Origin of the sequence: Streptomyces sp. JJ66 (genome assembly GCF_019303495.1) — a bacterium.
In the GTDB taxonomy this organism is placed as follows: domain Bacteria; phylum Actinomycetota; class Actinomycetes; order Streptomycetales; family Streptomycetaceae; genus Streptomyces.
Genome location: NZ_JAEVFI010000034.1, coordinates 12,365 through 33,910, shown reverse-complemented (window position 1 = coordinate 33,910; position 21,546 = coordinate 12,365). Strand labels below are relative to the sequence as shown.

Annotated in this window: 19 protein-coding genes, 1 tRNA gene and 2 pseudogenes; 10 read left to right on the top strand and 12 right to left on the bottom strand. The window is 70.9% G+C overall.

The window, feature by feature from the left end:
- The first annotated feature begins 141 nt into the window (after positions 1-141).
- From JJV70_RS20265 to JJV70_RS20255, 3 genes are all read left to right on the top strand, one after another.
- Entirely contained in the window at positions 142-540 is a 399-nt protein-coding gene (locus JJV70_RS20265; protein WP_219049465.1) for a hypothetical protein, read from the top strand.
- 67 nt (positions 541-607) lie between these two features.
- Positions 608-2,239 (top strand): DUF262 domain-containing protein, encoded by a 1,632-nt coding sequence (locus tag JJV70_RS20260; protein ID WP_308294923.1) that lies wholly within the window; start codon positions 608-610, stop codon positions 2,237-2,239.
- Complete coding sequence (locus JJV70_RS20255) at positions 2,229-3,419, top strand: type II toxin-antitoxin system HipA family toxin (RefSeq protein ID WP_219049463.1); 1,191 nt, start codon at positions 2,229-2,231, stop codon at positions 3,417-3,419. The genes JJV70_RS20260 and JJV70_RS20255 overlap by 11 nt, the downstream gene beginning before the upstream one ends.
- Positions 3,420-3,572: 153 nt before the next feature.
- Here JJV70_RS20255 and JJV70_RS20250 read toward each other — a convergent pair whose 3' ends face one another.
- Positions 3,573-4,043, bottom strand: coding sequence for a RidA family protein (locus JJV70_RS20250; protein ID WP_219049462.1), 471 nt, complete (start codon positions 4,041-4,043; stop codon positions 3,573-3,575).
- Complete coding sequence (locus JJV70_RS20245; RefSeq protein ID WP_086785308.1) at positions 4,040-4,198, bottom strand: DUF4177 domain-containing protein; 159 nt, start codon at positions 4,196-4,198, stop codon at positions 4,040-4,042. Before JJV70_RS20245 ends, JJV70_RS20250 begins: the two co-directional genes overlap by 4 nt.
- Before the next feature lie 44 nt (positions 4,199-4,242).
- Between JJV70_RS20245 and JJV70_RS20240 the strand changes: the two genes are divergently transcribed.
- The gene (locus tag JJV70_RS20240) at positions 4,243-5,334 is read left to right on the top strand and encodes an ArsA-related P-loop ATPase (protein ID WP_219049461.1); all 1,092 of its coding nucleotides are present in this window, start codon (positions 4,243-4,245) and stop codon (positions 5,332-5,334) included.
- Positions 5,331-6,698, top strand: coding sequence for an ArsA family ATPase (locus JJV70_RS20235; protein ID WP_219049460.1), 1,368 nt, complete (start codon positions 5,331-5,333; stop codon positions 6,696-6,698). The genes JJV70_RS20240 and JJV70_RS20235 overlap by 4 nt, the downstream gene beginning before the upstream one ends.
- Here the strand turns inward: JJV70_RS20235 and JJV70_RS20230 are convergent.
- Positions 6,647-6,985 (bottom strand): WhiB family transcriptional regulator, encoded by a 339-nt coding sequence (locus JJV70_RS20230; protein ID WP_219049459.1) that lies wholly within the window; start codon positions 6,983-6,985, stop codon positions 6,647-6,649. The two genes, JJV70_RS20235 and JJV70_RS20230, sit on opposite strands and share 52 nt — an antisense overlap.
- Positions 6,986-7,400: 415 nt before the next feature.
- Here JJV70_RS20230 and JJV70_RS20225 point away from each other — a divergent pair, with 415 nt between their 5' ends.
- Positions 7,401-9,797: a transglycosylase domain-containing protein gene (locus JJV70_RS20225; protein ID WP_219049458.1), complete on the top strand. Its 2,397-nt coding sequence runs from the start codon at positions 7,401-7,403 to the stop codon at positions 9,795-9,797.
- A 4-nt stretch (positions 9,798-9,801) separates the two neighbouring features.
- On the opposite strand, the gene JJV70_RS20220 is transcribed toward JJV70_RS20225, so the two are convergent.
- From JJV70_RS20220 to JJV70_RS20195, 6 genes are all read right to left on the bottom strand, one after another.
- Positions 9,802-10,554 (bottom strand): hypothetical protein, encoded by a 753-nt coding sequence (locus JJV70_RS20220; protein WP_219049457.1) that lies wholly within the window; start codon positions 10,552-10,554, stop codon positions 9,802-9,804.
- Positions 10,555-10,569: 15 nt separating this feature from the next.
- Positions 10,570-10,788 carry a hypothetical protein gene (locus JJV70_RS20215; protein ID WP_219049456.1) on the bottom strand — a complete coding sequence of 73 codons (219 nt, stop codon included), beginning with the start codon at positions 10,786-10,788 and terminating at the stop codon, positions 10,570-10,572.
- Positions 10,785-13,034, bottom strand: a complete 2,250-nt coding sequence (locus JJV70_RS20210) for a hypothetical protein (RefSeq protein WP_219049455.1) — start codon at positions 13,032-13,034, stop codon at positions 10,785-10,787. Before JJV70_RS20210 ends, JJV70_RS20215 begins: the two co-directional genes overlap by 4 nt.
- Positions 13,031-14,041 (bottom strand): hypothetical protein, encoded by a 1,011-nt coding sequence (locus JJV70_RS20205; protein ID WP_219049454.1) that lies wholly within the window; start codon positions 14,039-14,041, stop codon positions 13,031-13,033. Before JJV70_RS20205 ends, JJV70_RS20210 begins: the two co-directional genes overlap by 4 nt.
- Positions 14,042-14,182: 141 nt before the next feature.
- Positions 14,183-14,944, bottom strand: coding sequence for a Crp/Fnr family transcriptional regulator (locus JJV70_RS20200; RefSeq protein ID WP_257574275.1), 762 nt, complete (start codon positions 14,942-14,944; stop codon positions 14,183-14,185).
- A 223-nt stretch (positions 14,945-15,167) separates the two neighbouring features.
- On the bottom strand, positions 15,168-15,623 hold the full coding sequence (locus tag JJV70_RS20195) for a GatB/YqeY domain-containing protein (RefSeq protein ID WP_219049453.1): 456 nt from the start codon (positions 15,621-15,623) through the stop codon (positions 15,168-15,170).
- A 207-nt stretch (positions 15,624-15,830) separates the two neighbouring features.
- On the opposite strand from JJV70_RS20195, the gene JJV70_RS20190 reads away from it, so the two are divergent.
- The 4 genes from JJV70_RS20190 (at position 15,831) to JJV70_RS20175 (ending at position 19,501) form a co-directional block, all read left to right on the top strand.
- Positions 15,831-16,541 (top strand): 4'-phosphopantetheinyl transferase superfamily protein, encoded by a 711-nt coding sequence (locus tag JJV70_RS20190; protein ID WP_219049452.1) that lies wholly within the window; start codon positions 15,831-15,833, stop codon positions 16,539-16,541.
- Between the two features lie 63 nt (positions 16,542-16,604).
- Positions 16,605-17,531, top strand: coding sequence for a metallophosphoesterase (locus JJV70_RS20185; protein ID WP_219049451.1), 927 nt, complete (start codon positions 16,605-16,607; stop codon positions 17,529-17,531).
- Positions 17,532-17,580: 49 nt separating this feature from the next.
- Positions 17,581-17,654 (top strand) — tRNA-Pro (locus JJV70_RS20180).
- A gap of 131 nt (positions 17,655-17,785) precedes the next feature.
- Positions 17,786-19,501, top strand: coding sequence for a PE-PGRS family protein (locus tag JJV70_RS20175; protein WP_257574274.1), 1,716 nt, complete (start codon positions 17,786-17,788; stop codon positions 19,499-19,501).
- On the opposite strand, the gene JJV70_RS20170 is transcribed toward JJV70_RS20175, so the two are convergent.
- The 3 genes and pseudogenes from JJV70_RS20170 to JJV70_RS22990 all read right to left on the bottom strand — a co-directional run.
- Entirely contained in the window at positions 19,431-20,273 is an 843-nt protein-coding gene (locus JJV70_RS20170) for a PE-PGRS family protein (RefSeq protein ID WP_219049450.1), read from the bottom strand. The two genes, JJV70_RS20175 and JJV70_RS20170, sit on opposite strands and share 71 nt — an antisense overlap.
- Before the next feature lie 150 nt (positions 20,274-20,423).
- Positions 20,424-21,093, bottom strand: a pseudogene (locus JJV70_RS20165) (LacI family DNA-binding transcriptional regulator); the annotation flags it as partial.
- Positions 21,042-21,546 (bottom strand): annotated as a pseudogene (locus JJV70_RS22990) (aminoacyl--tRNA ligase-related protein); the annotation flags it as partial. The pseudogenes JJV70_RS22990 and JJV70_RS20165, both read right to left, overlap by 52 nt.

Below are 21,546 nucleotides of genomic sequence, written 5' to 3'. Positions count from 1 at the left end.
CAACCCGATCCCCTGTCCACAGGGAGATCGGCGTCTCGCGCCGGGGAAGAGCCAGCGCGGCTCCGCCGTTACGCTATTTCACTATGCTTTACACTATGCTAAAGTGTACTGAGTAAAAGTGACCTCGCGGAAGGGGCCGTCATGCGCAGCATCCGCGTTGATGATGATGTATACGCCAGGCTGCAGAGCCTGGCGGAGCCGTTCGTTGACACTCCCAACAGCACTCTGCGCAGGCTGCTCGGCTTGAAGAGCGCATGGGACCGCAGTCAGAGCCCTCCTCGTCCCGTGGGCCGTGACCAGAGCCTGGCCCCTCTGGTGGCCGACGGCCGTCTGACCGAGGGGCAGGAACTTGTCTGGCGCCGCCGGAATCTGGGCCGCGAGCACCGGGCGGTGGTGCTGGCGGACGGCAGCCTTCGGATCGAGGACGGCACGATTCATGCCACGCCCTCCGGCGCGGCCACGGAACTGGCGGGGAACCCGCAAAATGGCTGGGTCGTCTTCACGACAGCAGAGGGCCGAAAGCTGAAGGAGCTGCGGTGAGTCCTGTGTGGATGAAGCGGCGCGTCACATGGCGCCCCACCCTCGCGGCAGGTGAACCGTGGCTGGGGTGACCAAACCCAAGGTGACCCGGGAGGACCTCTCCCGACTGCTCCAGTGGACGAGGGAAGGCCGGATTCGTATCCCGCAGTTCCAGCGCTCCTACCGCTGGGAGCCTCTGGACGCTGAGCGTCTCTTCGACAGCATCCTGCGCGGTTACCCCATTGGAAATCTGCTGATGTGGCGTAAACCCGCCCCAGCCGACGAGATTTACTTCGGGGAGTTGCGGCTGGCCGTTCCAGCGCTCTCTGACGCGCTGTGGGTGGTCGATGGCCAGCAGCGCCTGACCACTCTCGTGGGCGCCCTCTCTGCTTCAGGCGAGACGGTGGACCGGCGCTTCCGGATCTTCTACGACCTCCAGCAGGGCAAATTTGTCTCGGTTTCCCATGGGCGGCGCATCGAGGATCACTTGCTGCCGGTCTGGGTCGCTGGGGACAACCGGCGTCTGCTCGCCTGGCAGCGGAAGCGCCCCTGGCTGACGGAGGAAGAATTCGATCAGTGCGATGCCGTGGCGTCGGCGCTGCGTACCTATGAAATCCCCATGTACGAGATCGAAGGTGACGATGAGCAGGCGTTGACGGAGATCTTCGACCGCATGAACACTTTCGGCAAGCGGCTCAAGCGAGCTGAGATCTTCAAGGCGCTGCACTCGGCGCCGCTCGGCCTCCAGCCTTCCGACCCCGAGGCGCTGCGGGACCGTGTCTCGGCGTTCGGCTTCGGTGACCTGTCCCCCCAGCTCCTGATGCAGAGCGTTATGGCTGTCCGGGGTGGCAAGGTGGACCGTGACTTCAGGCAGGAGTTCACCAGTGACGCGGACCGGCACAGTGCGTTTACACGTACGGAAAAGGCTATTCGCCTCGTGGTGGAATTCCTGCGCGAGGAGGCGGGTATCCCCCATGTCCGCCTGCTCCCCTACGCGCTTTTCGTTCCCGTGCTTGCGCGCTATGCCGCTCTCTTCGGACGCCCGGAGGGCCGGGGCGCCGAGCTGCTACGGCGCTGGGTCTGGCGTGGAGCGGTGGGTGGAGCGGCGCCGCAGGGGAACACGGTGGCGTTGCGCCGGAACGCTAGCGCGGTCGAAGGAGACCCGGTAGCCAGCGCTAACCGGCTCCTGCAGCTACTGCCCCCCGGCGGGGAACGATGGCGGCCGGATTTGACGCAGACCGCGCTTAACCGTGCGCAGGCGAAGGTCAACGTTCTCGGTCTGCTCTCACAGCACCCGGTGCTGTTGTGTGACATCACCAGCGAGGGGAGCAGCTATGCGCGCGGGACACGTGTGGACCAGACGCGTTTGCTGGTGGACTCGCTGAATCAAGGTGCCTCCTTGCTCCTGCCGGTGCTGCCAGGAGACCGGAGCATGGCGAACAGGCTGGTGCATCCAGCCGGAGCAGGGGAGCAGGGGAAGAGTCTGCTGCTTGGAGATCACCCGGAGGCCGTGCTGCGCTCCCACTGTCTGGACGAGGAGAGCCTGGAACTCCTTCAGCGGGGCCAGCTGCGCGATTTTCTGGAGCGGCGGGCAGCAGCGGCCCAGGGGGTGATTTCTCACCACGTTCAGTCCATGGCGCTGTGGGGCTTCGCCGATGGGCCAGACCCGGAAGCCTGGTTCGAAGACTCCCGATCGTGGGGTGACAACGATGCGGCGTGAAGCCACGGCCTCCGTATATCTGGGGGACCGGCGCGTCGGCACGCTGGGTTACCGCCAAGGCAGCACCTGGTTCGACTACGAGGATCTGAGCCCTGAGCATCCCGTTCTCGGCCAGGGATTTGAGCGTGATCCCCGGAGACGCCGGACCGCGAGCGGCAGCGTTCCGGAATGGTTTGCGGGCCTGCTGCCGGAGCCAGGGAGTGGACTGCGGGAACTGGTCGCGGCATCGCTGGGGAAGAAACGGATTCACGACTTCGTACTGCTCTGTCACGCCGGAAAGGATCTTCCGGGAGCGGTTCAAGTGGTGCCCGACGCTCCCTTGGACGACGTTCCTGAGCACGCGGGAAGAGAAGAGCGGCGGCCAGACCACGCCCTGCGGTTCTCTTTCGCTGGCGTGCAGCCCAAGTTCTCCATGCGGTATGAAGGAAAGGCTCTGGTGCTTCCGGCAACCGGCGACGGCGGGGACTGGATGGTGAAACTGCCGGACCAGCGCTTTCGTGAGGTTCCCGCGAACGAGTTTGCGATGCTCCGCTGGGCTGCCCAGGCGGGTATTGACGTGCCCGAGACCCGTCTCGAAACAGCTGGATGTCTACAGAACATTCCGCCGGGTTTGGTGAATCCGGGCGACCGAGTCCTTGCCGTCCGTCGTTTTGACAGAGTTGGTGACGTACGGGTGCATCAAGAGGATTTCGCGCAGGTCCGGGAGGTCGCCTCGGAGGCCAAGTATGACAGGGCCAGTTATGAGGGGATCGGGAGAGTCATCGCGTCTTTGTGCCCGGAGGAAGACGTGGTGGAGTATGTGCGGCGACTGGTCGCGATGGTGGTGATGGGAAACGCGGACGCTCACCTCAAGAACTGGACACTTCGCTATCCGGACACCCGGACGGCCCGGTTGTCGCCAGCCTATGACCTGGTGTGTGTCACGGCCTACCCGGAGCCTGATCCGAAGCTGGCCTTTCCTCTGGGCGGCACCACTCGGTCAGAGGCGATCACCGCGGAAAGTTTCCGTTCTCTTGCTGCTGCCCTTGATCTGTCTGCTCAGACCGTGGTCTCGACGGTGCGTGAGACCGCTCAGAAGCTGGCATCGAGCTGGCCAGCGGTCCGCAGGGGGACACCGGTACCGGAGTTCGTGGCCACGGCAGTGGAGGAACGTCTTAGGTCCTTGCCCCTGATGCGTTGAAGGGAACGCAAAGGATTGCGGGTGGGTGACCTGGCGTAGTCTTTTTACTGTCACCTCGGCGGATTACACCGGGCGGTGACGAGGGCGTCTGGCCCGACGTGGGCTGGGGCGGCGGGGGTCAGGCCCGGGGCGGGCATGGCCCCCGCGCGCGGGTCAGTCGGTCAGCTCCACCTGGAGTTCGACCTCGATCGGGGCGTCGATGGGCAGCACCGAGACGCCGACCGCGCTGCGGGCGTGGACGCCCGCGTCGCCGAAGACCTCACCCAGCAGCTCGCTCGCGCCGTTCAGCACGCCGGGCTGGCCGGTGAAGTGCGGCGCGGAGGCGATGAAACCGACGACCTTCACCACGCGCGCGACCCGGTCCAGGTCGCCGCACACGGACTTGACGGCGGCCAGCCCGTTCAGCGCGCAGCGCGCCGCCAGCTCCTTGGCCTGCTCGGGGGAGACCTCACTGCCCACCTTGCCGGTCGCCGGGAGCGAACCGTTTACCAGCGGCAGCTGGCCCGCGGTGTAGACGTACCGCCCGGTTCGCACGGCCGGGACGTAGGACGCCAGCGGCGCGGCGACCTCCGGCAGCGTCAGCCCCAGCTCGGCGAGGCGGGCCTCGACGCGGGAGGCCGTCACGGCTTGGGCCGCTTGAGGTAGGCCACGAGCTGCTCGGGGTTGTTCGGTCCGGGCACGACCTGGACGAGCTCCCAGCCGTCCTCGCCCCAGGTGTCCAGAATCTGCTTCGTCGCGTGTACCAGCAGCGGCACAGTGGCGTATTCCCACTTCGTCATGGCCTTGAGGGTAATGGCTGGAGCGCACTGGATACGCTCGCGGGGTGAGCAGGCTGCATGTGGTCACCGGCAAGGGCGGCACGGGCAAGACGACGGTCGCCGCCGCACTGGCGCTGGCCCTGGCGGAAGCCGGGAAGCGCACACTCCTGGTGGAGGTGGAAGGGCGGCAGGGTATCGCCCAGTTGTTCGAGACCGAGGCGCTGCCCTACGAGGAGCGCAAGATCGCCGTCGCCCCGGGCGGGGGTGAGGTGTACGCGCTGGCCATCGACGCGGAGAAGGCGCTGCTGGAGTATTTGCAGATGTTCTACAAGCTCGGCTCGGCGGGCCGGGCGCTGCAACGGATCGGCGCCATCGACTTCGCCACCACCATCGCGCCGGGGGTGCGCGACGTGCTGCTGACCGGCAAGGCGTGCGAGGCCGTGCGCCGCCGGGTGCGCGGCGGCGGGCCGTTCGTCTACGACGCCGTCGTCATGGACGCGCCGCCTACCGGACGTATCACCCGCTTCCTCGGCGTCAACAGCGAGGTGGCCGGGCTCGCGCGGGTCGGCCCCGTCCACCACCAGGCGCAGGCGGTGATGCGGGTGCTGAAGTCGCCGGAGACGGCCGTGCACCTGGTGACGCTGCTGGAGGAGATGCCGGTGCAGGAGACGGTGGACGGTGTGGCCGAACTGCGCGGCGCCGGGCTGCCGGTGGGCGCGGTCGTCGTCAACCTGGTCCGCCCGGCGGTGCTGGACGCCGCCGGCGTCGAGCGGGCCGAGGACGCGCGCACCGAATTGGCGGAGGCGTTCGCCGGGGCCGGGCTGGGGGGCGCGAAGCGCGGCGGCCGGGCGCACCGCCTGGTCGGGCCGCTGCTCCAGCAGGCCCGGGAACACGCCGAACGCGTCACCCTGGAGGCCGACCAGCGCAAGGCCATCGCGGAACTCGGCCTGCCCACCCGCGAACTGCCGCTGCGGTGGGACGGCGTCGATCTCGCCGCTCTCTACGACCTGGCCGCCAGCCTCCGTGCCCAGGGTGTGGACGGGATGAGCGCCCACGCCAGCCCGCGCGCCAGTGACCGCGACAGCGCCGGGGGCCGCGACAGCGCCAGTGACCGTGACAGCGGCAACGACCGCGACAGTGAAGGAGCCGGAGCATGACGCCGGACGGCCCGCTCACCCCGCCCGTGCTGGAGACCGACCCGCTGCTGGACGACCCGGCCACCCGCATCGTCGTCTGCTGCGGCGCGGGCGGCGTCGGTAAGACCACCTCGGCCGCCGCCCTCGGGCTGCGCGCGGCCGAACGAGGCCGCCGCGTCGTCGTCCTCACCATCGACCCGGCCCGCCGCCTGGCCCAGTCCATGGGCCTGACCCAGCTGGACAACACCCCGCGCCGGGTGCCCGGCACCGACACCACGGCGGGCGGCGAACTGCACGCCATGATGCTGGACATGAAGCGCACGTTCGACGAGATCGTCGAGGCGCACGCGGACGGCGAGCGGGCCCGCGCGATTCTGGACAACCCCTTCTACCAGTCGCTGTCGGCCGGGTTCGCCGGGACGCAGGAATACATGGCGATGGAGAAGCTCGGGCAGCTCGCCGCCCGGGGCGAGTGGGACCTCATCGTCGTGGACACCCCGCCCAGTCGCTCCGCGCTGGACTTCCTGGATGCCCCCAGCCGCCTCGGCTCCTTCCTCGACGGCCGCTTCATCCGTGTCCTGGCCGCGCCCGCCAAGGCCGGGGGACGGGCCGGGCTGAAGGTGTTCAGTCTCGGTATGACGGGCGTGTCCCTGGTGACCGGGGCGCTCGGCAAGCTGCTGGGCGCCGGCATGCTGCGCGACGTGCAGACGTTCGTCGCCGCGATGGACACCATGTTCGGCGGCTTCCGCAAGCGGGCGGACGCCACCTACCGGCTGCTCCAGGCCCCGGGCACCGCGTTCCTCGTCGTCGCCGCGCCCGAGCGGGACGCGCTGCGCGAGGCCGCCTACTTCGTGGAACGCCTGCACGCCGAACGCATGCCGCTGGCCGGGCTGCTGCTCAACCGGGTGCACGGCAGCGCGGCGGGCCAGCTCAGCGCCGAACGCGCGCTGGCGGCGGCGGAAGCGCTGACCGAACCGGCCCCGGACGCCGACGCGGTGGCCGGGGCGGAGGGAGCGGCCGACACCGACGCAAACCCCGGCGCCGGGCGCGGTACGGACGATACCGCCGGGCCGGGGGGTGTTCCGGGAGCCGGGGATGCCGAGGGCGCCGACGCGGACCGGGCCGCCCGGGGTGCGCGCGCCGACGTCGATGCCCTCGCCGCCGGGCTGTTGCGCCTGCACGCGGAACGTATACGCGTGCAGGCCCGCGAGCGGCGGATGCGGGATCGTTTCACCGCCCTGCACCCCGAGGTTCCGGTGGCTCAGGTGGCCGCGCTGCCCGGCGACGTCCACGACCTGGCCGGGCTGCGCGCCATCGGCGACCGCCTGGCGGATCAGCCCGCGACCGGTACGTCCACCGGGGCCTCCTCGCCGTCCGGCACGTAACCGCGCCCGAACTCGTACTCCGCGCGCGCCGTCTCCAGCAGGCGGCGCCACGAGGTGACCATGGGGCGGCGGCGGAGCAGCGCGCGCCGCTCCCGCTCGGTCATGCCGCCCCACACGCCGAACTCGACGCGGTTGTCCAGCGCGTCGGCCAGACATTCGGTGCGTACCGGGCATCCGGTGCACACCGCCTTGGCCCGGTTCTGGGCCGCGCCCTGCACGAATAGTTCATCCGGATCCGTCGTACGGCAGGCGGCCTGCGTACTCCAGTCGGTTGCCCAGCTGCTCATTGCTGGTGCCGTCCTCTCCCGAAATCGCGGCTCCCCCACGGCGACTGGCGGCATATGCGCCGTCACCGATGGAGGACGTTACGGAAGGCGAGCAGGCGGCAACACCCCCGACGGGTCCCATCTTGAATGGCCCGATCGGACTACGCGTGCCCGTGAGATCACCCAACGGAGTGACCCCATGTCGCGCCGGGTTTCCGCGCTCGTGGCGCGAAGTCGCCTGGCATATTCCATCAATCCGGACGCCTCTCATCACTCACAGGAGTGAAATCGGCCCGGCGCTGCCCCCTACGCCGTGTTACCCCGAACTCCAGTCCGAGCGCCCTCGGGTGCTCCCGTGCGCCCCCGTTAGCACCCGTGCCGCGTCAGCCCCCACGGCGCTAGGGAGAGCCGCGGGCGCCGGGCTACCCTTGCCCGCATGGCAAACAAACGCTCGGGCGGGGGCCTGTCCGCCACGCAGCAGGCCGCCAAGTTCCTCGGCGTCAGCGTGCTCGCCGGAGCGGTGATGGCGGGCCTCGCGCTGCCCGCCACCGGGATCATGGGTCTCGCCGCGAAGGAGACGGCCCAGGGCTTCGAGGAGTTGCCGACCGACCTCAAGCGCCCTCCGCTGAGCCAGAAGACACAGATCCTGGACACCGAGGGCAACCTGATCGCGGACGTCTACTCGCGCAATCGCGTCGTCGTCCCGCTGGACCAGATCTCGCCGTGGATGCGGAAGGCGATCGTCGCGATCGAGGACTCCCGCTTCTACGGGCACGGTGCCGTGGACCTCAAAGGCGTGCTGCGCGCGCTGAACCGCAACGCGCGGGCCGGCGAGGTCACCCAGGGCGCGTCCACGCTGACGCAGCAGTACGTCAAGAACGTGTTCGTGGAGGAGGCGGGCAACGAGGAGGAGGCGTTCGAGTACGCCACCCGCCAGACGATCGGCCGCAAGATCGTCGAACTGAAGTACGCGATCGCGGTGGAGGAGGAACTCACCAAGGACCAGATCCTGGAGAACTACCTCAACATCACCTACTTCGCCGCCAGCTCCTACGGGGTGGAAGCCGCGGCCGAACGTTACTTCTCCAAGGACGCCGCAGATCTCGAACTGCACGAGGCCGCGCTGCTGGCCGGACTCGTCCAGTCGCCCGAGCGCTACAACCCGCTCGCCGACGAGCAGGAGGCGAAGAAGCGCCGCGACGTCGTGCTCAGCCGCATGGCCGCCGTCGGCGACATCACCCAGGCCCAAGCCGAAGAAGCCAAGGCGCTGCCGCTCGGCCTCAAGGTGAGCAAGCCGCGCAACGGCTGCATCACCGCCACCATGGAGGCGGGCTTCTTCTGCGACTACGTGCGCGAGTCCTTCCTCAGCAATCCGGCGTTCGGCGAGACGGACAAGGAGCGCAAGAAGCGCTGGGACCGTGGCGGCCTCACCGTCCGCACCACCCTGCGGCCCGACGACCAGAACGCGGCTGCCACGGCGGCGAGCGACCGCGTCTACCAGGACGACGAGGTGGCCGCCGCCGTCGTCTCCGTCGAACCGGGCACCGGGAAGATCACGGCGATGGCCCAGTCCCGCCCGTACGGCACGGACGCCGCCCAGCACGAGACGTCCATCAACCTGTCCGTCAACCACGACATGGGCGGCTCGGTCTTCGGCTTCCCGGTCGGCTCGACGTTCAAGCCGGTCGTGGCGGCGGCGGCCCTGGAGCAGGGCATCAGCCCGGCCGAGACGTTCACCTCCCAGGCGAAGCACGTCTTCAAGCAGAAGGACTTCACCAAGTGCGAGGGTGAGCCCTACGGCGGTGACAAGGACTACCCGGTCCCGAACGAGCTGGACTCCGAGGTGGGCACCTGGGACATGACCAGCGCGCTCAAGAAGTCCATCAACACCTACTCCGTGGACCTGCTCAGCAAGACGGGCCTGTGCGAGGCGGCCGCCATGGCCCGGGCCATGGGCATCGAGCGGGGCTCCGGAAAACCCCTCGAACTCCACCCCTCCATGGTGCTCGGGTCGCAGGAAAGCAGCCCGCTGACCATGGCCGCCGCCTACGCGACGTTCGCCGCCCGGGGCACCTACTGCGAGCCGATGGCGATCGAGTCGGTCACCGACGCGCAGGGCGCCCAGCTGCGCCCGGCGGGCCCGAACTGTAGCCAGGCCATGTCGAAGAAGACGGCCGACACCATCAACCAGATCCTCAGCGGCGTGGTGGAGGACGGCACCGGCCAGGCCGCGGGCCTCGCCAACCGCCCGAACGCGGGCAAGACCGGCACCACCGACGGCCGGGAGAACGCCTGGTTCGCCGGCTACACCCCCGACCTGTCCACGGCGGTGTGGGTCGGTAGCGACGGTCCCAAGCCGCTGGAGATGTACAACCTCACCATCGGCGGCCAGCATTACGCGAAGGTCTGTGGCGGCTGCCTCCCCGGCCCGATCTGGAAGGACGCGATGACGGGGGCGCTGGAGGGCGTGGAGCCCTCCCCCTTCCACAAGGTCAGCGTCCCCCGGGGCAACGGCCGAGGCAACGGCGCGGACCGGGGCGGCAACGGCGGCGGCACCGGCACCGGGGGCGGCAACGGGGGCGGTGGCACCGGTGGCAACGGTGGCGGCAATGGCGGTGGCGGCAACGACGACGCCCGTCCCGGCGTCACCCCGCCCGTCACCCAGCCCGACCCGCCCACGCTCCCGGACCAGCCCGACTTCCCCGGCTTCCCCTGGCCCGACCGCACCACCAGCGGCGGCACGGGCGGCGGTGATACGGGCGGCGGCACCGGAGGCGGAGGCCCCGGTGGCTTCACCACCGGCGCCCCCGGCTTCCCACCGCCCCCGCGCTAGGAACTCAGCCACCGGCCGCGCGCACGCCGTTGCTCCCGGGCCGTGGTGGTGGGAAGTGCGGCGCGCTAGGCGGGCCAGCGAAGGCGGTGGGCCGTGGCACGTGGCGTCCGGCGGCGGCGAGCCGGTCGCGCAGAAGCGTGGAGAGTTCCCGCTGTTCTTGCTCCGAGAGCCTGCCGAGCAGCGCGGCGATCTCGTCCTGCCACCGCGTCTCCGCCTGGAGGGCGGAGGGGTTGCGGGCCGTCCAGTCGAGTACCTGGTTCACCTGGTCGGGGTGGCGCAACAGCCACAGGGCGGCCAGGGCCACCGGGCCGGTACGGACGGCCTGCAGGCAGAAGTCGTACTCCGCCTGGCTGTTGGCTGCCCAGGAGAAGGGCAGCTCCTCCTGGTGGTGGCCGAGGCGCAGGTCGCCGTGGAGTTCCCGGGACGCCACGTCCGTGACGCGGTATGTGAGGCCCACGGCGTCGAGCCGGCAGGCGTCACCGAGGTGGGCGTGCAGAGTCGGCGGAGTCCAGGCGTTCGGTGCCGGGGCGGCGGTCTCCTTCAGGCCGGAGTTCAGGTCCGGCTTCACCTCTCCCTTCAGCTCCCGCAGCCGCTGGTCCAGGTCCCGGCGGACGGCGTCCCAGCCGGACCGGGTACGGGTGAGCACCACCTGTACCGGGTCGTGTACCCACCACTGGACGCGGAGGTCCAGCGACCGGGCACCGTACTGGGTGGGCAGGGAAATGCCCCGGGTGGCCAGCTGCTCGCTGAGTTTCACGTGAAACGCGTGCGCCTACCGTCCCCACAGCCGGGGCGGAGCGGTCTCCCGGAAGGTGCCCGGGTCCACGGTGTCGCGGCTTCGGCGCCCCGCGCCGAGCAGGACGTGATCGCCGTGGGCGTCGCGCAGGACCAGGGCCCGGTCCCGGCGTCCGGACCAGCGTTGGCGCAGGATCTCCCGCCACGGTGCGTGGGTTGCGTCGCGGTACAGAAGGGTTTGGTCGTCCACGGTCACGGTGCGCTCCCGGTTGGAGAAGGCAGGGTGCTGGAGGGGGTTCGGCCGTGGCGCCAGGAGTCCAGCGCGGCCCGGACGAGGTCGCGGGCGGCCAGGTCGGGTTCGGGATCTTGGTCGAGCACGACGAACAGACGCAGCACGCCGTGCTCCCAGCGCTGGGCCAGCGCGGTCAGCAGGACGCGCGCCGCCTCGTGCTGTCTGTCGTCGGCGAAGCCCGGGCGGCACCAGCTGACGACGGCGGACGCGGTGCGGGCGAACAGGTCGTCGTCGCCCAGGGCGCGGCGGGTGAGGTCCACGATGTCGGCGGCGCACTCCCCACCGTCCAGCAGTTGTTCGCACCACCACGCCCCACGCCGCAACAGGGTGGGCAGCACCGTCATCGCCAGGTCGGCCGGCGGCCCGGGCTCGGCCGCCCAGGAGGTCAGGTGCCGGAAGACGGTGGCGGGGTGACCGGCGTCGAACAGCGCTCCCAGGGCCTGGCGGACCGCCCGGCGCACGGTGTGCTCAGGTGCGTCACCGGTGCGGACGAGCACGTGGTGCAGCAGCCGCATGGCATGGGCGGGACGCGTCAGCCCGTACGCGCCGCCGCAGGCGTGAGCCACCGTGCAGCGCGCCTGCCAGCCCTGCCGCTGCCTGCCCCAGGCTTCGACGTGATGCTTCACCTCGCTGGCCAGCACCGGTTCGGACGCCGCGATACCCAGCGCCGCCGCGGCGATCCTGCGGCTGGTGTCGCGATCGGACCAGGCCAGGGTGCGGATGTGGGCCAGGGCGCGGCGTCCGCCGCCCCACTGAGCGGCCAGCCCCATCAGACGGCCCACCGGCTGCACCAGATCCGCGTCGCGGGACGTCTCGTTCAGCCACTCGGTGAGCAGACCGGCGGCCTGCCCGTACTGACGCCACACGTGCCGCAGCACGGCTTCCCCCTGCTGGTGCCGGGTTAACCACACCGGCTCCACGGCGTAGGTGTACCCGCCGGGCGCCCGGACGACCTGCCTGGGCGCCCGCCGTGCCCGCACGGTGCGCAACTGCTCGTCCAGAGACCGGCGGAGGGCGAACCCTGGGTTCGGGCGCGGGCGCGGCGGGCCGGGCTGGGACGCGGCGTCCCCGCCGCCCTCCGGCGGGGGCAGGACGGCATCGAGGCGGCCGTCGGCCAGGTCGAGCAGGCGCTGGGCCTCCTCCCGCACGATGCGGTGATCGAGCCCCTCGAAGACGCAGGCGGCGAGCAGGAAGGCGAGCCCGTCGGGGTCCTCCCGCAGGACGGTGAGCAGGTCCGGGACCTCGTTCTCGGCCAGGAAGCTGAGCCGGTCGCGGATGTCGTCGGTCGCCGTGGGGCCGCCGTCAGCGGCGATCACGGTGGCGACCAGCTCCGCTACCTCAGCGGGCGTCAGCGAGGCGGACAGCAGGGTGTCGAGGAAGCCGGGCTCCAGCGCGGCGACGAGGCGCTGACGCTCATCGGCACCGGGCACGGCGGCCCGGAACCGCGCGTCGAACACCGCGTGGGGTGGCGCGGGCGTACAGCGCACCGGCCGGACGTGCAGGTCGTGTTCCAGCGCGCGGAGCACGCCAGGGTCCTCCCGCAGCACGATCACCAGGTGCGCCCCGTCTTCCGCCAGCCACCGCCGCAGCCGTCCCAGCGCCGCCGGGCCGGGCAGCCGACTGGGCAACAGGCCGTCCACGAGGTAACCGCGTCCCCGTACCTGGGGCGGACGCCACGCGGCGAGGTCCGTGTCGCTGTCCACCGCCCACACCTCTGGCTCCGGCGCGGCGCGCCGGCTGAGCAGGTTGAGCGCGGCCGTACGCCGCCCGGTGCCCGGTTCGCCGACGAGGAAGGTGACGTGGTCGTCGAGTGTGGTGAGCGCGGCGTCGAACCAGCGCGGTTCCGCGAAGCCCACCAGCGCGTCGTGCGCTTCCCCGGCGGACACCGGCCCCTCGCGCACCTCGACGTAACGGCCGCCGCTCTCACCCGCGCCACCGCTGTTCACGGCCCGCTGGTCCCCGTGGAGCGAGCCCGCGTTGATGTTGCTCTGGCTGGCGTAGATCATGACGGGGTGCGGCCCGGCGCCCAGCCGGTCCCAGGGGGGTAGGCCGGGGTGGGTGGCGAACGCGTCCTCCTCGGCCACGTCGTCGAAGGCGTCGCCGTCCCACGGCCCGTCCTGCGGAGCTGGGTGCGCGGGACCCTCGGTCTGCGGTACGGGCGGTGCCGCTTCCCCGGCCTGTGCCGCGACGTACCCGGTTCCGGCGCTCACCGCCTGTCCTCGGGCTGGTCGCCGTGGAAGGTGTCGCCCTGGTTCCCGTAGACGGTCCCCGCCTTGCCGCCGCGCACCGAGTCCCCGCGCACAGAGTTTCCGCGCACGAAGTCTCCGCCGACCGACTCCACGCGCACGTCGTCACCGCGCACATCGCCGTTGTGGACGCGCTGTCCGCCGTGCACCGTACCGGAGTTGACGTTTCCGTGGTCCGCCCGGTACACGACGGTCCGGCGCTGCGCAGCGGTTCGCCGCTCCGGGCGCCGCTGGCCGTCGCCGGAGTCGGGAGCCTGCTGGTCGTCGATGACCCGGTCGCCCAGGACGCGGCGGTCGTACAGCGGCCCCGACGGCGCCGGCACGTGCAGCCACGCCCGCTGCGCGAAACTCTTGCCCTCCACCGTGGCCGGAACCTCGATGAAGTGATCCGGGTGACGGCCGGTGTAGCCGCTGGCCACCGCGTCCTGGTAGCAGCGGTCGGAGAGGATCGCGGCCACCTGGGTCACGTACGCGCTGGACGCGGCCAGAACGGCCTTCACCGGACGGGAGTCCAGCAGCCGGTGCGTGTCGTTGCGCGGGGTGCCGTTGCCGTCGAACGCGCTTCCGGCGTCGGGCAGCGGGCCGACGTGCAGGCTGACGCGCAGCCGGATGCGCGCCGTCCCGGCGGCGTGCACGTTGAAGTCGGTCAGCACCTCCTGAAGGGTGCTCAGCCACGGGTGGATGACGAACGGCATCAGCGTGGGGTCGAAGCCGAAGACGTAACCGTCCCCGGTGGAGTTGGGAAACCGGCGGTCATGCCAGACGTCGGCGATATCGGCGCGCTTGAAGGCGAGCCGGAGGACGTCCTGGATCGCCTCGCTGATCGCGCCGTGCTCGATCGAGGCGTGCCCGGTGAAGTCCTTGGCGTCCACGGCCACCAGCCCCCGGTACGGAGGAAGCGGACGGCTGACGGTGTACGGGCGGGCGTCGTCGCCGGAGTGTGCCGGGCGGGCGGGGTGCGGGTGGTCCATGCTCGTCCCTTCGGGGCGGAAGGGGTACCGCGGGCTGCGGCCCCGGGCGGCGCGTGCTCGCCGTCCTCCACGAGGTTCGAGCAGACGCGCCCGGCGTTCCGCACGCTCAGTGCGCAGCGGCAGTGACCCGCGTCACGTGGACTACGCGGGTACGGTGCCGGAGGGGGTGCCGGAGGGGGTGCCGGAGGGGGTGCCGGAGGGGGTGCCGGAGGGGGTGCAGGAGGGGGTGCCGCGCAGAGCGTCGAGATCCAGCACCTCGACGCGTCCCCGGCGGGCCCGCACCCCGCAGCCCTCCAGCTCCGTCAACTTCGCGCTGACCGTGTTGCGGCTGACGCCCAGGTAGAGGGCCAGATCGTCGCGCGTCAGGGCTAGCTCCACCGCACGGCGCCCGCCCGCTGGCGGTCCCGACAGCTCGACCAGTCGGTGCAGCACCCACCGCAGGCGCGGCAACACCTCACCGCCCGACCGCGCCGCGTCGGACTCCCGCAGCCGCCCGCAGGCGTAACGGGTCAGCACGCGATCGAGGTCGTGCCCGGCGACGAAGCGGAGGAACGGGGCCTTGTCGATCACGGCGACGGCACAGTGCGACAAGGTGGTGACGGTCGCCTGCCGCCGATGGTCATCCAGGACCGCCATCTCGCCCAGCAGCTCACCCGGGCCCCGGAAGGCCAACAGCCGCTCGCTGCCGTTGCGCTCGGTCCGCACCACCTTCGCCACCCCGCTGGTCAGGGCCAGCACGTGCGTCCCGCCGTCGCCCTGGCGGAGCAGCACCGCTCCCGGCGGACGGCGATGCGGCCGACCGTGCCGCAACAGCGCCTGCCAGACGGCGTCTCCCGCCAGCTCCCGCAACGAGCGGCTCTGCCCGTCGAGCGCGTCTAGGTGGTCAGCGGGGTCGTCGCTCATACGACGACCCTAGGAAAGGGCCAGGTGCGGCGCAGGGAAATCGGACGATTACCGGCAGCCCGGCAGCCCGGCAGCCCGGCAGCCCGGCAGCCCGGCAGCCCGGCAGCCCGGCAGCCCGGGCACCGGGTGCGGGTGTGGTGCCGCCAGGGAGCGCCGGGCGTGGTCGCTCAGCTCCCTGGCGACGTCCGCCCCCGCTGCCGGGCACCGGGGGCGGACGTCCGCGTCAGGACGCCAGGGCCTGCTTCACGGCGGCGGCTACGCGCCCGCCTTCGGCACGTCCAGCGACCTTCGGGGTGAGGACCTTCATCACGGCGCCCATCGCCTTGGGGCCCTCGGCTCCCGTCTCCGCGATCGCCTCCTGAACCAGCGCGGACAGCTCCTCGTCGGACAGCTGGGCGGGGAGGTAACCGGCGAGGACCTCGCCCTCGGCGCGCTCGCGCCGCGCCGACTCGGTGCGGCCACCCTGCTCGAACGCCTCGGCCGCCTCCCGGCGCTTCTTCGCCTCGCGCGTCAGCACCTTCAGCACCTCGTCGTCGGAGAGCTCGCGCGCCGTGGTACCCGCGACTTCCTCCTTGCTGATCTCGGTGAGCGCCATGCGCAGGGTGGAGGAGCGCAGCTCGTCGCGCTGCTTGATGGCTGCGGTGAGGTCGTCCTTCAGCCGGGACTTGAGCGTGGTCATGGCGCTCAGTGTGCCAGGCCCCCCGGCGGGCCGCGCGCTCTTAACCAGCGGCTCCCGCCCCCGGACGCCGAGCCCTGCCCCTGGCCCCCACCCGCGACCTCACCCGCACGCCGCAGCACCGACGCCCGCAGCCGCCCCTGCGCGGACGACTCCAGCGCTGGGCTACGACCCGAAGCCGTAGCATGCGACCTCGGGAGGGAGCCCCACATGACCACGACCGTGACGTACGAGCCCCACGAACTACCCACCACCTTGACGGGGTTCACCCCACAGCAGCCGAAGCCAGCCACGCCCACCCTGTGGCTCGTAGACATCGAACGCCACCGGGAGGCAGCGGCCCGCCTCGCCCCCGACCTCCTCGACGCCCACGAGCACGAACGCGTCACCAGGTTCTTCCACGACCAGGACCGCGACCTCTACCGCACCTCCCACGTGGCCCTCCGCCTGCTGCTCGCCGCACACCTCGCGCTGCCGCCCGCCGAGATCCCGTTCACCCGCCTCCCGTGCCCCGGCTGCGGCGACCCCCACGGCCGTCCCGCCGTCACCGGAGCCGCCGTTCACCACTCCCTCTCCCACACCGGCGGCCTCGCCGTCATCGCCCTGGCCACCACGCCCGTGGGCGTCGATGTCGAGCGGCTGCCGAGCATCGACACCGTCACCACCACCGCCCGCTCCCTCCACCCACGCGAGACCACCGAACTGGCCGCCACGCCCCCCGCCGAGGCCCCGGCCGCCTTCGCCCGGGCCTGGACGCGCAAGGAGGCTTACCTCAAGGGCCTCGGCATCGGCCTCGGCCGCGACCCGTCCCTCGACTACGTCGGCACCGGCCCCGCCCCCACCGCCCTGCCCGGCTGGACGATCACCGACGTCCACGTCCCCACCGGCTACACCGCCGCCGTAGCCGTCGCCCACCCCTAACCGGCGCGGCCCACGACGCGGCCCGCCCCTGCCGCCCTCCCCGCGTTCTGCGACCATGGACGGATGCGCGTGCGATACGGAGTTCCCCTGGGAGTGGCCGCCTTCGGCGCGGCCTGCGTCGGCTACGCGGTGGGCATCGAACCCCGCGCCTTCCGCCTGCGCCGGCTCACCGTGCCCGTCCTGCCGGACGGCATGCGCCCGCTGCGGCTGCTCCAGATCTCCGACATCCACATGGTCAGCGGCCAGCGCCGCAAGACCCGCTGGCTGCAGTCCCTCGCCGGACTGCGCCCGGACCTCGTCATCAACACCGGCGACAACCTCTCCGACCCCGAGGCGGTCCCCGACGTCCTGGACGCCCTCGGCCCCCTCCTCGAATTCCCCGGCGCCTACGTCTTCGGCTCCAACGACTACTACGGCCCCAAACCGCGCAACCCCGCCCGCTACCTGAAGGAAAAGGCCAGCGGGCGTCACGGCCTCAACGGCAACCCACCCGTCCAGGGCGCCATCCACAACCCGTGGGAGGGCATGCGCGACGCCTTCGACGCCGCTGGCTGGGCCGACCTCACCAACACCCGGGGCCGCCTGAAGCTCGAAGGCTGTGACCTCGCTCTCACCGGCCTGGACGACCCGCACATCAAGCGCGACCGTTACGACGCGGTCGCCGGCGGCCCAGACCCCGACGCCGACGTCACCCTCGCCGTCGTCCACGCCCCCTACCTGCGCGTCCTGGACGCCTTCACCGGTGACGGCTACCCCCTGATCCTCGCCGGCCACACCCACGGCGGTCAGCTCCGCGTCCCCTTCCGCGGCGCCCTGGTCACCAACTGCGACCTCGACACCGCCCGCGCCCGTGGCCTGTCCACCCACACCGCCCGCGACCACCGCGCCTACCTCCACGTCTCCGCAGGCTGCGGCGCCAACCGCTACACCCCGGCCCGCTTCGCCTGCCCCCCGGAGGCCACTCTTCTCACCCTCACCGCCCCGCGATAACCGGATTTCGCGTCCACGCGACGGTGGGCTAAAGTAGTCCCCGTTGCTTCGGGGTGTGGCGCAGCTTGGCAGCGCGCTTCGTTCGGGACGAAGAGGTCGTGGGTTCAAATCCCGCCACCCCGACTGAAGAAACACCAGGTCAGGCCCGGTACTGAGAAATCAGCACCGGGCCTGATGTGCTTTGCGCCTCCGCCTTGGGAGCCGTTTGGGAGCCGACTGCGGGAAACGGCTCCCCGGTTGGCTCCCAGCGAGTGATGTTCCGCCTTCGAGCGCGCTGTGCGCCGAGTGCGTTCCGAAAGGCTCACCCCACGGCTTGTGCCGCAGCGGCCGTAGACGATACGACGATCGCCATGCATCGATGGTCTCCGTTAAACAACCGGCAGCTCACCCTCCTCTCCCGTATCGGGGACGGAACCGACCCCGTCACGTCGGACAGCCCCGAGCTCTCTGCTACCGCCCGCGCGCTCAAGGAGCGGCGCCTGATCACCATGCCCAGGCAGGGCGGGAAGTGGCAGGCGGAGATCACCGAGGCGGGACACTTCTACCTGGAGCACGGCCATCATCCGGACCGGCCGGAGCCGACCTCGCGCAAGCAGCGTCCGGCGGATTCCGAACAGCGCGCAGGACAAAAGCCGACTGCAGCCTCTTCCGCGAAGAAGCCCGCGCCGCAGCGCGCCCCAAAGCCCCGCCGGGCGTCACCAGAGGAAGTCGGAGCCGCTTTGATCGCCCAGGTACAGCAGGCCGGGCGGTTCCTTCGCATCCCGAACCCCAGTCAGGAGGAGCGGGCACGCTACCGCAGGGCGTTCGACGCGGCGCGGCAGTGTGCGCCCGACGGATACCACCTGAAGTACAGCGGCCGGGCGAAGGGGGACTTCTTCCTCGGTCTGCTCAGGGTGTCCGGCGAGGACGACACCGAGTGGAACCGGATCCGGCTGGCGCGCAGTCGTGTGATCACCGATGTCGAGGATGTGATCGCCGCCGTCAGGGCGGACCACAGCGCCTTCGAGATTTCGGAGGAGATTCTGCCCCGGGTCGCCTCGCTGCTCCGGCTCCTCGCTGAGGAGGCCCTCTCCCGTCACGGGGAGATCGCGGTGTCCAAGAAGCGCAGACAGCCGAGGCCGCTGGTCACCGTCCACGGCAGGACGTACGAGGTCAGCTTCCGCGAGCGGCAGAAGCAGGTCCAATACGTGCCCAAGCAGCCGGGCCGCCGCACGTACGACTGGCAGCGTGTGACTCCAGCCCACAGGTTCGAGCCGTCCGGCGAACTGGAACTGTCGGTCAGCGACAACTCCGGCTACAGCTACGGCTGGAAGAAGGAGTGGGCCGACACCGCCAAGAAGCCGTTGGAGGAGCAGATCGGTTCGGTCTTCCGGGCGTTGAAAAAGCGCGCGGAGGAGCAGGAACGCGCTCGGCTGGAACGTGAGGCGGAGCAGCGGCGCCAGCGCGAGGAGCGGGTACGGCAGGAGGAAGAGCGTCGGCGTCTGGAGGCGGAGCGGGAGGAACGCGAGCGGCGGGAGTGGGAGACCGCCGTCAGCGTCGCTTCGATCAAGGCGGTTCAGGCGGTGCGGGCCGAACGCTTCGGCACAGCGCTTGAGCGATGGCGGACCGCAGGTGAGATCCGGACGTTCTGCGTCGCTCTGGACGAAGCTGCCGCCACGTCGGACAACGCCCTCGAAACGGAGAGGCTTCGGGAGTGGTCGGCTTGGGGGAGAGCGGAGGCCGACCGGCTCGACCCCACCCGGAGCGGCAAGGGCTTGGCCTCGCTCAACTTCCATGCGGAGCCGACGGGAGACCAGCTGCGCCCGTTTCTCGACGGCTGGCACCCGCACCGACCGGAGAAGGAGAAGCCCGCGGCGCAGCCAGCACCGCCGAAGCCGGAGCCAGAGCCGTGGCGCGGTCTCATCGACGCACGTCAGGATCAAGGCTGGCGATATGGACGCCCAGGTCGCGCTCAATGGTGGAGGCGATGACGCCGTGCCCGCGGTCGCGTAGCGCCTTGACTGCCTTCTCAATCAGTTCCCCGAGCCTGATGACTTCGGCACGCAGGGCGACCAACTCGTCGTAGCGCTCGGCCTTGTCCTCGCCGCACCACTGCCGGACGTTCCTCAGGACGGCCGCCTCCGCATCCAGCTTGCGGTCGTCCCGGCGGCCGTAGCGGTACCAGGAGGACTGGGCGCGCTCCTGGACGATGTCTTGCTGCTTGCGGTCCACCTCCGGAAGGATCTTGTCGGCGAGGCGGCCGGCAACCACGCGGGCGATGCGTTCGGTGACCGGCCACCCCGCAACGCACGTGCCGTCACGGTTCTCGTACACCATCGGGTCGTTGCGCAGTTCGGCGGCGTCCATGCCGATGAGCGGTGCGGTCTCGTTGAGCCGGCTCAATTCCAGTACCCCTGCGTCCGCCACCCCTCGGCGAAGGCGCAGTCTGCTCTTCGGACGGACGAAACCGAGGATCATCCGTGCGGCCTCGAACTCCGTGCTGCCGCGTACGTGGCGCGACGCCTCGGCCAAGGCCAACTCTCCCGCGTCGTCCGCCCGGAACGTCTCGACGTCCGTCCACGGAGCGACGAGAGAGCCGGAGCTGACCCACTCCTGCAGACCGGCGTCGTCGTCTTCGAGGAACCGAACGTGGACCCAACCGGACCTGCCAGGGCCGCCTACCCGAACGATCTCCACCTGCCGGACCACGCTGCCCAGCTCCTTCGGCCTCACGCGGTACGCCCAGTGCTCGCCCATCTCCATGTGTCCATTGAGCCAGTTCGCTTGGCCCCTCAGCAGGCAATCGCCGGAACTGCCCGAGTCGGCTGACCGCCCCACGTTGACGCTGCGACGGGAACGCGTCCATGAGGCGGTGCTCCCTGACAGTGACTGGCAAGGAGCACCGCTGCAACGTCAGGGCTTCACCGACGTACGTGCATCCACTCGTGTGCGGAGGAGATGATTTAGCGCGCGAACCGGCGATGTCGGACACAAGGCCAGCCGGGCGTCGATCGCCGACTCCCACTGCTGGGTCAGCCCGAGTCCGAGGCGCTTGCGCATGCCCGGGGTGACGTGGGCGTAGCGCGCCGAAACGGAGCCGTCGATGTGGCCCATGCGCTCGTCCATGAGGACCCGCTCAGTACCCAGGTCCTCCATCACGGTCCGGTGCGTATGGCGCAGGCCGTGGGGCGTGAGGCCCTTGGCTATCGGGCGCCAGCAGGCGTCGGCCCGGCCGCTGGCACCGCGCCCTCGGGCCGGGACGCCGGGCCATGGCTCGCCGAGCAGCGGTACGGGGCGGGCCTGCTGCGGGGCCTTCTTCGGGTACCAGCCGGAGACCGCCGGCGTGAAGAGCCAGGTCGCAAAACCGTTCCTGCGCCAGTGGGCGGCATGCTCCGGCACGGCGCCGCCCCGTACGAACCCAAGGTCCGTGATGGCCTGCTCCACCTTCGCTCGCGTGGCGTCGGCGACGCGGTCGGGGCGGTTGAGGACGTTGGACGGTGCCCGCAGAGACGGCGGCACGCCGCGCGACGTCTACGAGCTTCGCGCCTTGGTGGCCACCGGTGCGGGCCGCTTGTCGCGGTCGTCCAAGAGCATGTCGAGCCGCTCGTCCTGCAGCTGCCGGTAGAGCGTCTCGGCGGCCTCGACCACCTTCTCGTCCTTGGTGCCGAGGACGACGACGGCCGCCTCGAAGGGGGCGACGGCGACCGGCCAGACGATGCCCTTCTCGTCGTGGTGGGTCTCCACCACGGAGGCGAGCGCCCGCTCCACGCCGATGCCGTAGCTGCCCATGACCGGAACAACGCGATCGCCGTCCGGGCCGAGTACGGACACGCCGAGCGTCTCGGTGTACTTGCGGCCGAGTTTGAAGATATGGCCCACCTCGATGGTGCGCACCACCTCCAGGCCGGTGCCGCACTGGACGCAAGGCTCGCCAGCCGTCACCTCGCGGAGATCCGCCCACCGCTGGACAGACATGTCCCGCTCGACGGAAACGCCCCGCAGGTGGACTCCGTCAGTGTTGGCCCCAGTGGTCATG

Bases quoted from the DNA above. Each gene is read 5' to 3' on its own strand.
- JJV70_RS20265 (WP_219049465.1), top strand. From the start codon at position 142: ATGCGCAGCATCCGCGTTGATGATGATGTATACGCCAGGCTGCAGAGC.
- JJV70_RS20255 (WP_219049463.1), top strand. From the start codon at position 2,229: ATGCGGCGTGAAGCCACGGCCTCCGTATATCTGGGGGACCGGCGCGTC.
- JJV70_RS20245 (WP_086785308.1), bottom strand. From the start codon at position 4,198: ATGACGAAGTGGGAATACGCCACTGTGCCGCTGCTGGTACACGCGACG.
- JJV70_RS20235 (WP_219049460.1), top strand. From the start codon at position 5,331: ATGACGCCGGACGGCCCGCTCACCCCGCCCGTGCTGGAGACCGACCCG.
- JJV70_RS20230 (WP_219049459.1), bottom strand. From the start codon at position 6,985: ATGAGCAGCTGGGCAACCGACTGGAGTACGCAGGCCGCCTGCCGTACG.
- JJV70_RS20225 (WP_219049458.1), top strand. From the start codon at position 7,401: ATGGCAAACAAACGCTCGGGCGGGGGCCTGTCCGCCACGCAGCAGGCC.
- JJV70_RS20205 (WP_219049454.1), bottom strand. From the start codon at position 14,041: ATGGACCACCCGCACCCCGCCCGCCCGGCACACTCCGGCGACGACGCC.
- JJV70_RS20200 (WP_257574275.1), bottom strand. From the start codon at position 14,944: ATGAGCGACGACCCCGCTGACCACCTAGACGCGCTCGACGGGCAGAGC.
- JJV70_RS20195 (WP_219049453.1), bottom strand. From the start codon at position 15,623: ATGACCACGCTCAAGTCCCGGCTGAAGGACGACCTCACCGCAGCCATC.
- JJV70_RS20190 (WP_219049452.1), top strand. From the start codon at position 15,831: ATGACCACGACCGTGACGTACGAGCCCCACGAACTACCCACCACCTTG.
- JJV70_RS20185 (WP_219049451.1), top strand. From the start codon at position 16,605: ATGCGCGTGCGATACGGAGTTCCCCTGGGAGTGGCCGCCTTCGGCGCG.
- JJV70_RS20175 (WP_257574274.1), top strand. From the start codon at position 17,786: ATGTTCCGCCTTCGAGCGCGCTGTGCGCCGAGTGCGTTCCGAAAGGCT.
- JJV70_RS20170 (WP_219049450.1), bottom strand. From the start codon at position 20,273: ATGGAGATGGGCGAGCACTGGGCGTACCGCGTGAGGCCGAAGGAGCTG.